The organism is Micromonospora sp. HNM0581 (genome assembly GCF_012726175.1).
Classification (GTDB): domain Bacteria; phylum Actinomycetota; class Actinomycetes; order Mycobacteriales; family Micromonosporaceae; genus Micromonospora.
The window spans coordinates 50,988-64,984 of the sequence record NZ_JAASAD010000013.1; the positions used below are offsets into that span (position 1 = coordinate 50,988).

11 protein-coding genes are annotated in these 13,997 nt (G+C 71.5%); 2 read left to right on the forward strand and 9 right to left on the reverse strand.

The genetic code is table 11. The features are described from left to right. Positions 1–102: 102 nt before the first annotated feature. From mnhG to HCA58_RS16445, 7 genes are all read right to left on the reverse strand, one after another. The gene (gene mnhG, locus HCA58_RS16415; RefSeq protein ID WP_169598717.1) at positions 103–438 is read right to left on the reverse strand and encodes a monovalent cation/H(+) antiporter subunit G; all 336 of its coding nucleotides are present in this window, start codon (positions 436–438) and stop codon (positions 103–105) included. Next, positions 435–698, reverse strand: coding sequence for a monovalent cation/H+ antiporter complex subunit F (locus tag HCA58_RS16420; protein ID WP_169598718.1), 264 nt, complete (start codon positions 696–698; stop codon positions 435–437). Before HCA58_RS16420 ends, mnhG begins: the two co-directional genes overlap by 4 nt. Further along, positions 695–1,294 (reverse strand): Na+/H+ antiporter subunit E, encoded by a 600-nt coding sequence (locus HCA58_RS16425; RefSeq protein WP_169598719.1) that lies wholly within the window; start codon positions 1,292–1,294, stop codon positions 695–697. The genes HCA58_RS16420 and HCA58_RS16425 overlap by 4 nt, the downstream gene beginning before the upstream one ends. Beyond that, on the reverse strand, positions 1,291–2,793 hold the full coding sequence (locus tag HCA58_RS16430; RefSeq protein WP_169598720.1) for a Na+/H+ antiporter subunit D: 1,503 nt from the start codon (positions 2,791–2,793) through the stop codon (positions 1,291–1,293). Before HCA58_RS16430 ends, HCA58_RS16425 begins: the two co-directional genes overlap by 4 nt. Before the next feature lie 37 nt (positions 2,794–2,830). Further along, positions 2,831–3,295, reverse strand: coding sequence for a Na(+)/H(+) antiporter subunit C (locus HCA58_RS16435; protein ID WP_169598721.1), 465 nt, complete (start codon positions 3,293–3,295; stop codon positions 2,831–2,833). Further along, the gene (locus HCA58_RS16440) at positions 3,292–6,129 is read right to left on the reverse strand and encodes a Na+/H+ antiporter subunit A (RefSeq protein WP_169598722.1); all 2,838 of its coding nucleotides are present in this window, start codon (positions 6,127–6,129) and stop codon (positions 3,292–3,294) included. The genes HCA58_RS16435 and HCA58_RS16440 overlap by 4 nt, the downstream gene beginning before the upstream one ends. Positions 6,130–6,276: 147 nt before the next feature. Next, entirely contained in the window at positions 6,277–6,657 is a 381-nt protein-coding gene (locus HCA58_RS16445) for a hypothetical protein (protein WP_169598723.1), read from the reverse strand. Positions 6,658–6,838: 181 nt separating this feature from the next. Here HCA58_RS16445 and HCA58_RS16450 point away from each other — a divergent pair, with 181 nt between their 5' ends. Continuing rightward, on the forward strand, positions 6,839–11,410 hold the full coding sequence (locus tag HCA58_RS16450; protein WP_346776010.1) for an ATP-dependent helicase: 4,572 nt from the start codon (positions 6,839–6,841) through the stop codon (positions 11,408–11,410). 74 nt (positions 11,411–11,484) lie between these two features. Here HCA58_RS16450 and HCA58_RS16455 read toward each other — a convergent pair whose 3' ends face one another. Beyond that, entirely contained in the window at positions 11,485–12,096 is a 612-nt protein-coding gene (locus HCA58_RS16455; protein ID WP_169598724.1) for a hypothetical protein, read from the reverse strand. 289 nt (positions 12,097–12,385) lie between these two features. On the opposite strand from HCA58_RS16455, the gene HCA58_RS16460 reads away from it, so the two are divergent. Beyond that, a complete protein-coding gene (locus HCA58_RS16460; protein WP_169598725.1) occupies positions 12,386–12,628 on the forward strand; it encodes a CPCC family cysteine-rich protein in 243 nt (80 codons plus the stop codon). 79 nt (positions 12,629–12,707) lie between these two features. On the opposite strand, the gene HCA58_RS16465 is transcribed toward HCA58_RS16460, so the two are convergent. Then, complete coding sequence (locus tag HCA58_RS16465; RefSeq protein WP_169598726.1) at positions 12,708–13,910, reverse strand: hypothetical protein; 1,203 nt, start codon at positions 13,908–13,910, stop codon at positions 12,708–12,710. Positions 13,911–13,997: the final 87 nt, after the last annotated feature.

Consider the following 13,997-nt stretch of genomic DNA (forward strand, 5'->3'; position numbering starts at 1 on the left):
ACTGCTGCCCTCCTGGGCAGAAGAGTCGATCATGTGGCCATTCTACGATGTCCTGCCCCGACCCGAGCAGGTGTGCGTACTCGTCGTGCTCGCGGGCGGTGGTCAGTGGTCGGCGAGTTCGTCGGCGTCGAGCAGGTCCCGGTCCACCCGACCGGCCCGGTACGCGGCCCGCCCGATCATCTGTGCGGCGACCGGGGCGGTAGCCAGCTGAAATGCCCCCACCAGGACGATCATGCCGAGGTCGGCCGGGCTGCGCAGCCGCAGCCCCACCCCCAGCAGCAGCAGCAGGACTCCGAGCACCTGCGGCTTGGTGGCGGCATGCATACGGCTGAGCGTGTCCGGGAAGCGCAGCACTCCGATGGCGGCGGCCAGACTCAGCAGCGCACCGGCGACCAGGCTGACGGCAGCCAGCCAGTCCGCGACGACGCCGGGGGTCACGGCCGGTCCCGGACGGCGAACCGGACAAGCGCCACGGATCCGACGAAGCCGAGCAGGGCGAGCACCACCAGCACCGGCAGGGTGGTGGCGTGTCGGTTGACCGCCGCTTCCGCGCCGACGGCCCCGACCATGGTGGCGAGCAGCATGTCGGCGGCGACGACCCGGTCCAGCAGTGTCGGACCCCGGTAGAGACGGACGAGGGCGAGCAGCGTGGTCACCGACAGCAGGCTGGTGAGGACGACGGCGAGGAACACGGTCACGGCAACTCCTTGTCCGCGGGTTCGGTACGCACCCGGCTGAGTTCGGCGTCCGAGCCCACCGCCCGGACGATCCGTCGCTCCACGGCGCGGACCTGCTCCCGACCGGCGACGAGGTCGTCGGGGCCACGTACGTCGAGCACGTGCACGAACAGGATTCCGGCGTCCCGGTCCAACTCGATGATCAACGTGCCGGGCACCAGGGAGAGCACCTCGGCGGTGAGGGCCAGGTTCAGATCGGTGGGTACGCGCAGCCGCACGCCGATGATGGCCGAGCGGGGTGTGTAGCCGGGCTGCACCGCGATCCGGGCGACGTGGGCGCTGGCCCGGACCAGCTCCACGACGAACCGGCCGCCGAAGACCAGCAGTCCCCACGGCCGGAGCCGACCCTGGTATGCCACGGGCGGGAGCGGGAAGAACAGCAGCACCACCACGGCAGCCAGCAGCCCACCGACCAGGTTGCCCCAGGTGAACTCGCCCCAGAGCAGGTTCCAGACCAGCACCAGCCAGCCGCTGGCGATCAACTGGTCCCGCCATCCGCCGACCCGGGTCCGGTGCTCCGGCGGAGTCGGGGACGGCGCCGCGCCCGAGGCGTTCACGATGCCCCACCGGGCAGCACCGCCCGTACGTACGGTGTGCGCTCGACCAGATCCGCCGCCGCCCGACCGGTGAACTCGAACAGGGGTCCTGCCACCACGGTCAGTGTCACACCGAGCACCACCAGGGCGATCGTGGCGCCGACCATCAACACGGGCAGTGGCGCGGCCGGTGCGATCGTTTCGCAGGGTGAGCGCCAAAAGGCGATGTTCCACACCCGGCTCGCCACGTAGAGGGTGAGCAGGCTGGTCACGGTGCCCACGGCCACAAGCGTCCAGGGCAGCGGCCCACCGGCGGCGATGCCGGCCTGGAGCAGGCCGAGCTTTCCCAGGAAGCCGGAGAACGGCGGAATCCCTGCCAGGTTCATCGCCGAGACGAAGAAGAGCACACCCAACAGGGGCGCCAGGCGGGCCAACCCGCCGAGGCGGCGCAGGTCGGTGCTGCCGGCCCGCTGCTCCACCAGTCCGGAGATCAGGAACAGGGTGGTCTGGATGGTGATGTGGTGGACCACGTAGAAGATGGCGCCGACCAGCCCCGCGACCGTGCTCAACCCGACCCCGAAGATCATGTAGCCGATGTGGCTGACGAGCGTGAACGACAGGATCCGCTTGATGTCCGACTGGGCCACCGCGCCGAGGATGCCCACCAACATGGTCAGCCCGGCCGCCACCATCAGCAGTTCACCGGCCTGCTGTCCCGGGAAGAGCAGGGTCTGGGTCCGGATGATCGCGTACACACCGACCTTGGTGAGCAGGCCGGCGAAGACGGCGGTGACCGGGGCCGGGGCCGTCGGGTAGCTGTCGGGTAGCCAGGCCGACAGCGGGAACACCGCCGCCTTGATACCGAAGGCCACCAGCAGCATGAGTTGCAGGCTCAGGCGTACGCCGTCCGGTAGCGCATCGAGCCGTGCGGTGAGCTGGGCCAGGTTGAGTGTACCGGTCGCCGCGTAGACCAGGCCCACCGAGATCAGGAAGATCATCGACGCCAGGACGTTGACCACGACATAGGTGGAGCCGGTGCGGATGCGTGGCCGGGTGCTGTTCAGGGTGATCAGGACGAAGCTCGCGGCGAGCAGCATCTCGAAGCCGACGAAGAGGTTGAACAGGTCACCGGCGAGGAACGCGTTGCACACCCCGGCGGTCAGTACGAGATAGGTCGGGTGGAAGATCGCCACCGGGGCACGTTCCCCGGTCTCGGCCTGGCCCTGCCCGATCGAGTACAGCAGTACGCAGAGGGTCACCGCCGAGGAGACCACGAGCATCAGGGCGGCCAACTGGTCTGCGACGAGCACGATGCCCACCGGTGCCGGCCAGCCGCCGATCTGCACCACCACCGGACCCTGCCGGTACGCCTGCACCAGCAGCAGCACAGCCACCACCAGGCTGGTGCCCAGACATCCGACGCTGACCGTCCGCTGGGCCCACGGTCGACCTGCCAGCAGCAGGGTCAGCGCGGCGCCCAGCAGCGGCAGTACCACCGGCAGCGGTACCAGCGGACTCATCGTCGCCACCGGTCAGGCCCGGCCGGCACGTACCGGCTCATCCTGGGCCTTCCTCGCGGGGTGGGGCCGGCGCGTCGACCTGCTGCGGGTCGGCTGTCGGCGGCTCGCCGGTCAGGTCAGCGGCGGAGACCTCCCGCTGCGCGGTCCGCCGGACGATCTCCCGGTCCTCTATGTCGTCGGGGACCTCGTCGTCGCCGCTGAGATACCAGCTGCGGTAGCTGATCGCCAGTAGGAAGGCCGTGAAACCGAAGGTGATCACGATGGCGGTGAGCACCATGGCCTGGGGCAGGGCGTCGCTCATCGCCACCTCGTCACTGACCCCGACCAGCGGAGCCTCCCCGGACCGACCACCGAAGACGATCAACAGGTTGACGCCGTTGCTGATCAGGATGATGCCGAGCAGGACCCGGCTCAGGCTGCGTTCCAACAGCAGGGTCACACCACAGCCGACCAGCACCCCGATCGCAATGTAGGAGAGCAGGTTCGCTCCGGCGGCCCTCACCGTGCCTCTCCTCGCTGCCCGGCCGCGCTGCTCCCGGCCCCGTCAGCCGCGGCGATGTGCCGGTCCACCTCGGCGCCGAGACTGCGCAGCACGTCCAGCGTCAGACCGATCACCACCAGGTACACACCGATGTCGAAGAAGAGGGAGGTGACCAGGTAGAAGTGACCGATCAACGGCAGCCAGAGATCGACCGTGGTGCTTTTCAGCACGGCGCCACCGGTGATCAGGGAGACCACTCCGCTGCCGATCGAGATGAACAGTCCGGCGCCGAGCACCGTCCCGGCACCGATCGGTGCCGCCTCGACCAGTTCGTACCGGCCACCGGCGAGATAGCGCATGGTCAACGCGAGGCTGGCCACCAGCCCACCGGCGAAGCCGCCGCCGGGGGCGTTGTGGCCGGAGAAGAGCAGGTAGAGCGAGAAGAGCACGGCGGTGTGGGAGATCAGTCGGGTGACCACCTCCAACACGATCGACCGTTGCCGTTCGTGCAGCGTCGCTCCGCCGCGTAACCAGACCGCCCGCCCGGCCGGTGCCTCGTCCTCGTCGCCGACCTCCTGCCGACGGGGGCGGGGCCCGGTACGGGACCGGTGGAAGATCAGGCTGGCCACCCCGGTCGCCGCGGCCACCAGCACCGCCATCTCCCCCAGGGTGTCCCAGACACGAATGTCCACGAGCGTCACGTTCACCACGTTGCGGCCGTGCCCCTCGTCGACGGCCAGGCCGGGAAACGCCTCCGAGATCGATCGCTCCTGCCGGGCTGCCGAGGCCCCGACGGCCAGCGCCGCCACGGTCGTACCGACGACCACGCCGATCGTCCGGCGGATCCACCGGCTACGCCGCAGTGGCCGCGTCGAGAAGTGTTCGGGGAGCCGGCGCAGGACCAGCACGAAGATCGCGATGGTCATGGTCTCCACGAGAAACTGGGTGAGCGCGAGGTCCGGCGCACCGAAGAGCACGAACAGCATGGCGGTGCCGTAACCGGTCACCCCGACCAGCAGCATCGCCGTCAGTCGTCGCCTGGCACCCACGGCCAGCAGTGCGGCGACACAGACCACCAACAGGACAACCGGCTGTGCGGGTGCGGCCCACAGGTCCAGTGGTTGCGCCCAGGGGCGGACGAGCAGCAGCGACCCACCGGGAACAGCGGCAAGGACGATCAGGATGAGACCGAGGTACTGCGGCAACGAGCCCCGCTGCGTGACACTTGTGATGCCGACCGCCGTCTGGTCGAAACGGTGCGTGATCCACTCGTATCCCCGTCGGCCGTTGACCGGCCACCGTAGCCGGGCCACCACGGGTGCCAGGGGGGCACGCAACGCGAACAACGCCGTACCGCCGAGCAGCGCCAGCACGGACAGACCGAGCGCCGGGGTGACTCCGTGCCACAGCGCCAGATGCTCGCCCACGGCGCCGTAGCTCTCGGGGTACGGACGCAGCAGGTGATCCAGCGCGGTGGCGGCCGGACCCGCGACGAGCCCGGCGACGGCCAGCAGTGCCGGCGGTAGCAGCAGTGCCGGCGCGATCGGCCCCAGCTCGGTGGCGGCGGCGCCGGGCCGGACGGCGAAGGCACCCCAGACGAACCTGAGGGTGTACGCGACGGTGAGCACGGTGCCGGCGACGAGTACCCCGAGGACCAGCGGCTGATCGACGAAAGCGGCGAAGACGGCCTCCTTCGCGACGAAGCCGAGCAGCGGTGGCAGTCCGGCCATCGACGCGGCGGCGAGCACGGCCACGCCGGTCAGGACCGGTGCGGTACGGCGTAGTCCGGACAGCTCGCGCAGGTCCCGGGTTCCGACGCCGTGGTCGATCACACCGACGACGAGGAACAGCGTCGCCTTGAACAACGCATGGGCGAGCAGCATCGCCACACCGGCGAGGGCGGCATCGGCGGTGCCCGCTCCGATGACCGCGCTCAACAGCCCGAGTTGGCTGATCGTGCCGTATGCCAGCAGCAGCTTCAGGTCGGTCTGCCGGAGCGCCGCCCAGCCTCCCGCCACCATGGTCGCCAGGCCGGCGACCACCACCACCGGACGCCATGGGCCGACCACGGCGAGCACCGGGGTGAGCAGACCGAGGAGGTAGACTCCGGCCTTCACCATCGCCGCCGCGTGCAGGTACGCGCTGACCGGCGTCGGTGCGGCCATCGCCACCGGCAGCCACGACGTGAACGGCAGTACCGCCGACTTCGACAGTGCGCCGAGCAGGATCAGCATTACCGCGACGTTGAGGTACGCCCCGTCGGGCAGCGGCTGCTGCGCCACCTCCGACCAGCGGTAGGTGCCGGCGTGGTGGCCGAGCATGAGGAAGCCGACCAGCATGGCGAGGCCGCCGAGGGTGGTCACGGTCAGCGCCTGGGCCGCCGCCCAGCGGCTCGACCGCCGCTCGGTGCTGTGCCCGATCAGCAGGTACGAGAAGACCGTGGTGAGTTCCCAGCAGACGTAGAGCAGCAGCAGGTCGTCGGCGAGGACCAGCCCGAGCATCGCTCCGGCGAAGGCGACCAGCACCCCGGCGAAGCGCGAGTTGCCGAGCGCGTCGGGCGGGAGGTATCGGGCGCTGTATCCGAGCACCAGCGCGCCCACCCCACCGACCAGCAGGGTCATCAGCCAGGACAGGGTGCTCATCCGCAGCGCCAGATCCAGCCCCAGCTCCGCGATCCACGGGTACGTCTCGACTACCGCACCGCCGTGGATCACGTCCGGGGTGCGTACGAACGCCCAGCCGAAGGCTGCCGCCGGAGCCAACGCCAGCAGCTGACAGGCGCGCGGACCCCACCGCCGGACCAGCAGTGGCGCCACGACGGCCGCCACGAGGTGCAGGATCAGCAGTACGAGCACGTGCGCTCCCGGTCGAGGTGGCCGCGACGCCCCACGGGGGTTGGGGGTCTAGTAGCGATCAGACGACAGGTGCGCGCGTCGTGGCTGCTTCTCGCGAGATAAAGACACTTTCGTCGTCAATATGGTCGAAAACGACGAGTGGGCGGATCAGCTGTGCCTGGCGATGTCGGTCGCGGCGTTCCCGCCTCCGCGACCCGGGCGCCCCTCGACGACCAGGTCGGGTCGGCCCAGCTGCGCGGCGGCCTTGTTCACCAGTCGCTGCGCGGCGGCCAGGGACCGCACGGACAGCAACCGGCCACGGCTCTCGCGCCGCAGTACGAAGTAGTGCACGGCGGCCCGTACCTGCGCCCGGTCGGCGGCGCTGGCGTGGGCGGTGGAGACGACGAGTTCGCGTAGGCAACTGGCGAGCCGCTCGGCCAGTTCCAGGTCCGGACCGTGCAGCCCGACGCGTAGTGCGGTGACATGACTGTCCACCTTGCGGATCAGGATGTCGGTGCCCGCTCCCGCGCTCCACTCCTCGACGGCCATCCGATTTCCCTCCACCACCCACCGCGACGTGCGTGAAGTTACTTTATGTTGCACCTCACGAGCAAGCAGTTAAGTAAGACTTAACGGATTCTAGACTCAAGTCACCGTAAAAGCCTTAACAGGACATACGCCGCCGCGCCGTGACGGGGCGAACGTCGGCCCCCGGGGGCAGGATGGGTCCGTGGCGAACTCCAGCACGATCCCCGCCGAACAGGTGCTCTCCCAGTTCGGCCCGGCCACCCGGGAATGGTTCGGTGCCGCGTTCGCCGCGCCCACCACGGCGCAGACCGGCGCCTGGAAAGCGGTCGCCGCCGGCCGACACGCCCTGGTCGTGGCGCCCACCGGCTCCGGCAAGACCCTCGCCGCGTTTCTGTGGTCACTCGACCGGCTGTCCCGGGAGACCGCCCCGGCCGAACCCCGGCGGCGCTGCCGCGTGCTCTACGTCAGCCCGCTCAAGGCACTCGCGGTGGACGTCGAACGTAACCTCCGCGCCCCGCTGACCGGCATCCGGCAGGCGGCCGCCCGTCTCGCCCTGCCCCCGCCGGAAATCACCGTCGGGATGCGTACCGGCGACACCCCCGCCGACGAGCGACGGGCCTTCGCCCGTACCCCGCCGGACATCCTGATCACCACGCCGGAGTCACTGTTCCTGCTGCTCACCTCGGCGGCGCGGGACTCGCTACGGGGCGTCGAAACCGTGATCGTCGACGAGGTACACGCGGTCGCCGGCACCAAGCGCGGCGCCCACCTGGCGCTCTCCCTGGAGCGGCTCGACGAGTTGCTGCCCGCCCCGGCGCAGCGCATCGGGCTCTCCGCCACGGTCCGGCCGCTCGACGAGTGCGCCCGATTTCTCGGTGGCACCCGCCCGGTCGAGGTCGTCGCCCCGCCGACCGCCAAGACGATCGAGGTCAGCGTCCAGGTGCCGGTGGAGGACATGACCCGTCTCGACGAGCCGGCGACGCCGGAGGACGACCTCGCCGGTCCACGAACGGCGTCCATCTGGCCAGCCGTGGAAGAACGGGTCCTCGCCCTGATCCGGGCACACCGCTCGACGATCGTCTTCACCAACTCCCGGCGCAGCGCCGAACGCCTCTGCGCCCGGCTCAACGAACTGGCCGTCGACGGGGCAGCCGGGTCGGCACCGCCCGTTGACGGTCCGGCGACCCGGCAGCCGGCCCAGATGATGGCCCAGGCCGGCGCGGTGGCCGGCGCCCCGCCGGTGATCGCCCGGGCGCACCACGGAAGCGTCTCCCGGGAGGAGCGCCGACAGATCGAGGAGGCGCTGAAGGCGGGGCGGTTGCCGGCCGTGGTCGCCACGTCGAGTCTCGAACTCGGCATCGACATGGGCGCCGTCGACCTGGTCGTGCAGATCGAGGCACCGCCGAGCGTGGCCGCCGGCCTGCAGCGGATCGGACGGGCCGGGCACCAGGTCGGCGCGGTGTCGCGTGGGGTGGTGCTGCCCAAACACCGCGGTGACCTGCTCTCCTGCGCCGTGGTCGCCGAGCGGATGGGCGAGGCCGCGATCGAGGAACTGCACCACCCCCGCAACCCGCTCGACGTGCTCGCCCAACAGGTCGTCGCGATGGTCGCGCTCGACCAGTGGCGGGTCGGCGACCTGGCCACCGTGGTTCGTCGGGCGGCGCCCTTCGCCGAGCTGCCGGACTCCGCGCTACACGCCGTGCTCGACATGCTCTCCGGCCGCTACCCGTCGACCGCTTTCGCCGAGCTTCGGCCCCGACTGGTGTGGGACCGCGCCACCGACGTACTGATCGGCCGTCCCGGAGCCCAACGGCTCGCGGTGACCAGTGGCGGCACCATCCCCGACCGGGGCCTGTTCGGTGTCTTCCTTGCCGGCGCGGAACGGGCCGCCCGGGTCGGTGAGCTGGACGAAGAGATGGTCTACGAGTCCCGCGTCGGTGACGTCTTCCTGCTCGGTTCCTCGTCCTGGCGGATCGAGGACATCACGCCCGACCGGGTGCTCGTCTCCCCCGCACCGGGGCAGGCTGCGAAGATGCCGTTCTGGAAGGGGGACCAGCCGGGCCGGCCGGTGGAGCTGGGTCGGGCGATCGGCGCCCGGATACGGGCCCTGATCCGGCAGGACGCCGAGACGGCCAGGGCCGCGCTGCGGGTCACCGGGTTGGACGACTGGGCCGCCGGAAACCTCCTCACCTACCTGCACGAGCAGCGGGCGGCGACCCGGGCCCTGCCGGACGACCGGACGGTGGTCGTCGAACGCTTCCGCGACGAACTGGGCGACTGGCGGCTGGCCGTGCACAGCGTCCTGGGCGCCCGGGTCAACGCACCCTGGGCCCTGGCCATCGGACGCCGACTCTCCGAGCGCTACGGGGTGGACGCCCAGGTGATGCCCGCCGACGACGGGATCGTGGTCCGGCTGCCGGACACCGCCGACACGCCGCCCGGCGCCGACGTGGTGGCCTTCGATCCGGAGGAGATCACCCAGTTGGTGGAGGAGTCGGTGGGCACCTCGACGCTGTTCGCCGCCCGTTTCCGGGAGTGCGCAGCCCGCTCGCTGTTGCTGCCCCGTCGGGATCCGCGCCGCCGCCAGCCGCTCTGGCAACAACGGCAGCGTGCCGCCCAACTACTCGACGTGGCCCGCGAGTACGCCGACTTCCCGGTCACCCTGGAGGCGGCGCGTGAGTGCCTACAGGACGTCTTCGACCTGCCCGCCCTGGTCCAGGTGATGCGTGACCTGGCCGGCCGCCGGGTACGACTGGTCGAGGTGGAGAGCGCCCGGCCGTCCCCGTTCGCCCGCTCGCTGCTCTTCGGCTACGTCGGTGCCTTCCTCTACGAGGGGGACGCCCCGCTCGCCGAACGCCGGGCCGCAGCACTCACCCTTGACTCGGCCCTGCTGGGTGAACTGCTCGGCCGGGTCGACCTGCGGGAGCTGCTCGATCCGGCGGTGCTCACCGAGACCGAACGGCAGCTACGGTGGCTCACCGAGCAGCGCCGTGCCCGCGATGCCGAGGACGTGGTCGAGATGCTGCGGCAGCTCGGCGACCTGAGTACCGGAGAGTTGGCCGGGCGCGCGGCGCCGCAGGCGTGGCTGACCGAGTTGGCCGCAGCCCGCCGGGTGCTGCGGGTCCGCATCGCCGGCCAGGAACGCTGGGTGGGTGTCGAGGACGCCGCCCGACTACGCGACGCCCTCGGCGTGGCCCTACCCGTCGGTGTCGCCGAGGCGTACCTCGAACCGGTTGCCGACCCGCTCGGTGACCTGGTGGCCCGGTACGCCCGCACCCACGCCCCGTTCACCGCAGCCACCTGCGCGACCCGGTTCGGGCTCGGGGTCTTCGTCGTCGAGCAGGCGCTGCGCCGGCTGGCTGCCACCGGCCGGGTGGTGTCCGGTGAGTTCACTGCCGACACGGCCGGCACCCAGTGGTGTGACGCGGAGGTGCTGCGGCTGCTGCGTCGTCGCTCCCTGGCCGCGCTGCGCCGGGAGATCGAACCGGTACCGCCCCGGGCCCTGGCCACCTTCCTGCCCCGCTGGCAACAGGTGGGCTCCTCGGCGCGCGGTGTCGAGGCGGTGGCGGCGGCCGTCGAGCAGTTGCAGGGCACCTCGGTGCCCGCGTCGGCGCTGGAGCGGCTGGTGCTGCCCGCCCGGGTCGCCGACTACTCCCCCGCCCAACTCGATGAACTGTGCGCCAGTGGCGAGGTGCTGTGGGCCGGGGCGGGGGCAATCTCCGGTGGGGACGGCTGGGTCGCGCTGGCGTACGCCGACTCGGCCGCACTGCTGCTCCCGCCGCCGGACGAGTCTGTCGCCCGTACGCCGCTGCACGACGCGGTGCTGGACGCCCTCGACGACGGGCAGGCGCTGTTCTTCCGACCTCTGGCCGACCGGGTCCGCGTCACCGACGACGCGGAGCTGACCGCCGTCATCTGGGACCTCGTCTGGGCCGGTCAGCTGAGCAACGACACCCTGGCACCGTTACGGGCGGTCCTCGGTGCCGGCGGTGCGCACCGTGCCCGCCCGACCGCTGCCCGCGGCCGTTACCGCCGCCCGGGACGGGTGGCGCTGCCGAGTCGCGGTGGACCGCCGACGGTGGCCGGGCGCTGGTCCCGGCTGCCGGAACGGGACACCGATCCGACCCGCCGCGCCGCCGCGCTCGCCGACGTCCTCCTGGAACGCCACGGTGTGCTGACCCGGGGCGCGGTCGTGGCCGAGCAGGTGGTGGGCGGCTTCGCTGCCGTCTACCCGGTGTTGGCCGCGCTCGAGGAGCGCGGCGCAGCCCGGCGTGGGTACTTCGTCGACGGCTTGGGCGCGGCCCAGTTCGCGGTGCCCGGCGCGGTGGACCGGATCCGCGCGGGCGCCGATCCACTCGACGGTGGCCAGCCCCGCGGCGGGACCACGATGGTGTTGGCCGCCACCGACCCGGCCAACCCGTACGGCGCGGCGCTGCCCTGGCCGGAGCGGGCCATCGACTCCGGTGACGTGACGTCGCCACCGACGAGCGGGCACCGGGCGGGCCGTAAGGCGGGAGCGTTGGTCGTGCTGGTGGAGGGTGCTTTGGTGCTCTACGTGGAGCGGGGTGGACGGACGTTGCTCTCCTTCACCGACGATGTCGACGCGTTGGGCGCGGCCGGCAAGGCGCTTGCCGACACCGTCCACGCCGGTGCGCTGGGCCCGATCTCGGTGGAACGCGCCGACGGTGAGTCGGTACGCTCGTCGCCGCTACGCGACGCGCTCACCGCCGCCGGCTTCCGCACCACCCCTCGCGGCCTTCGTCTGCGCGCCTGACGTCCACGGTCGGGGTCGATGGTCGCCGACCCGCCTGACCTGGTCGACGAGGCGGGTCGTGACTGCTGCGGTGTTCAGCGGAGCGTGTCGAGGACCTTCTCGTAGCGCGGCCGGTCGGCGGGTGGGGTCGGCGCCTCCAGGTAGTTCAGCACCACGGTGCCGCTGCGGTAGGCGGCTCCGCTCCACCGCTCGGCGAGGTCACCGGCGCTGCTCTCGTCAGGAAAGACGTACACGGCCACGTTGTCGGTCACCACGAGTTCCGAGCAGCCCAGTCCCAACCCGTCCGGCCCACATTCGACGGACCGGTCCCGGACGTTCGCGGCCTTGAGCCCGGCCGCCCGGAACGCCGCCACGACCTCCCGGCCGGTCGGCTCGCCGGCTTGGCGGGGTGGCAGCACCACCGGCGGTGGGCTCGGGGGGCGCCGCTCGGTGACACCCCCGGCGGTCGGTCCGGAAGTCGGCGGGACGGCGCTTCCCGGGTCGGTGCCGACAGGAGCGGTCTGGCTCGCCCCGCCGGAAGGCGTACCCGTGAGCGCCGCACCGTCCGGTGGGGCTGGGTCGGTCGACGGAACGTCGACGGTCGGGGTCGGCGCCGCTGCGGGCGACGTGTCCTCGCCCGCACCGCAGGCGGTGAGGGCGCCGGTGACCACGAGCAGAACGGCGGCTGGCAACATCCGGTGATTCACCCACGCAGTCTGTCCAACCGGGACCGTGTCCGGCAGTGGCCGGTCGGTCGACCATGCTGTCAACTATCGGGCATCACATCGGAGCGGTGGACCTCGCGGACCGGGGTGGCTACCCGAACCGCTGGTGCGCCGGCTGTCGGACGGGTTCGTCGCCGAGGTGTTGACGGTGACACGCCGCCGAACTGCTCGGGTTGGTCCCGGGTACGCTGCTGCGGGTCGGGGGTTGCCGCGTCGTGGGGAATGCTCCCGGGCAACACGGATGAAAAGTCTACTGTGGAAAGCTGTCAAGGTGGATGATCGCTGGGTTCCCGCCGCCTGTCCCTGCTGCGCGTACCGGACCGGCGGTGGCACCTGCCCGGTCTGCTTCTGGACAGATGACGGTCAGGGTGACGCCGACGCGGACGTCGAACGCGGCGGGGCGAACGGGGATCTGAGCCTGTCACACGCCCGCCTCAACTTCGCCGTCTACGGTGCCTGCCACCCTCGGTACCAGGAGCTGGTGCGTGCGCCGAGGCCGGAGGAGATGCCCTGAGTCGGTCGGCACCGGCGCCCACGTGCCCGGTGAGCCGGGCCGGTGTGGGAGGACACCGACCCGGCTCGGGGTGGCGCGCTCAGCAGAGCGGCACCGACCCGCCCCAGACCGTCGAGATGTACGCGTGGCTGACGAACTGCCCACCGGCCAGGCGGTTCCACCGGTTCGTCGTACGGTACGGGCCGGCTATCGTCTGCCCGGTCACGTAGCACTGGATCGGCACGTTGGCGTACTGGGCGGCCAGTCCGCGGGGCTGGTATCCGGTGCCGGGGCCGGCCCGGACGGTCAACGGCCCGTCACCGACCACCCCCCGGGGACCGGTGCCGGTCCACAGGTAGGCCACGTCGACCCAGGAGTTCGTGGGCAGTTGCAACCCGTCCCAGAACGTGCCGTCGGCGAGGTCGATGCCGGCCGGGTTGAGCACCACCCGACCGAACTGGTCCCGCCCACTGTTGTAACCGTTCTGGTAGGCCGCCTGCGCCTGCGGCCTGCCCTGCGGCAACGCCTTCCAGTTCTCCCGCACCGCGCTGAGGTTCCAGTAGTCGTCGCGGGTGTTCCACGGGCCGACGTCCCAGACCGGGGCGTACTCGCAGCGGCTGCCGGTGACGGTGCAGACCCGCACCGTGTAGTCGCCGGTGCCACGTGGCGACAGTCCCCGACGGGACGGCAACGCGACGAAATGGTCCCGGGCCCGGACCGTGTGCCCGTTCGCGGTCACTTCGCCGACGAGCCCGATCCGGGTCGCGTACACCCGGTAGGTGAGGCCGGGGGTGGCGGCGGCGACGGCGACGCCGGTGTCGGCGGTGAGCCGGACGGTGCGGACCTCGGTGCTGGCGCCGGCGGGGCTGCCGGTGAGCACCACCCGCGCCTGCACCCGGCTGACCGGCCGGTCGAAAACGGCCGCCGGTGCGGCGTCGCGCCACTCGGTCCAGCCGGCTGTCCGCCAGCCGCGGATGTGTACGGCCGCGGTGGCACCTGGCCGGGCGACGATGGTGGCCTGGGCGCGGACCCGGGTGGCGGGGCGGCTGAGGGTACGTGGTGTGGTCACCAGCATGCCCTCGGCGACGGCACTACGCCGGGCGGGTACCCCGGGCGGCCGGGCGTCGGCCAGTCGCAGGCCCGCACGGGTGTACCGCACGTTGACGTCGTCGGCGTCGACGGCCGACAGGTTGGCGCTCCACCTGTCGGCTCGACCGGCCGAGGAGGCGGAGTGCGGATGGATGGCGACGACGAGGGCGGTGGCCAGGAGGACGGCCAGGACGGCAGTGCGGGGATGAATCATCGGCATTCTCCTCAGAACTCCCCGATAGTGCCTATATCCGTAGATCGAATAGAAGCACCGTACAAATAGCGATACATGTGAAATGCG

Bases quoted from the DNA above. Each gene is read 5' to 3' on its own strand.
- HCA58_RS16445 (WP_169598723.1), bottom strand. From the start codon at position 6,657: ATGGCCGTCGAGGAGTGGAGCGCGGGAGCGGGCACCGACATCCTGATC.
- HCA58_RS16430 (WP_169598720.1), bottom strand. From the start codon at position 2,793: ATGAGTCCGCTGGTACCGCTGCCGGTGGTACTGCCGCTGCTGGGCGCC.
- HCA58_RS16465 (WP_169598726.1), bottom strand. From the start codon at position 13,910: ATGATTCATCCCCGCACTGCCGTCCTGGCCGTCCTCCTGGCCACCGCC.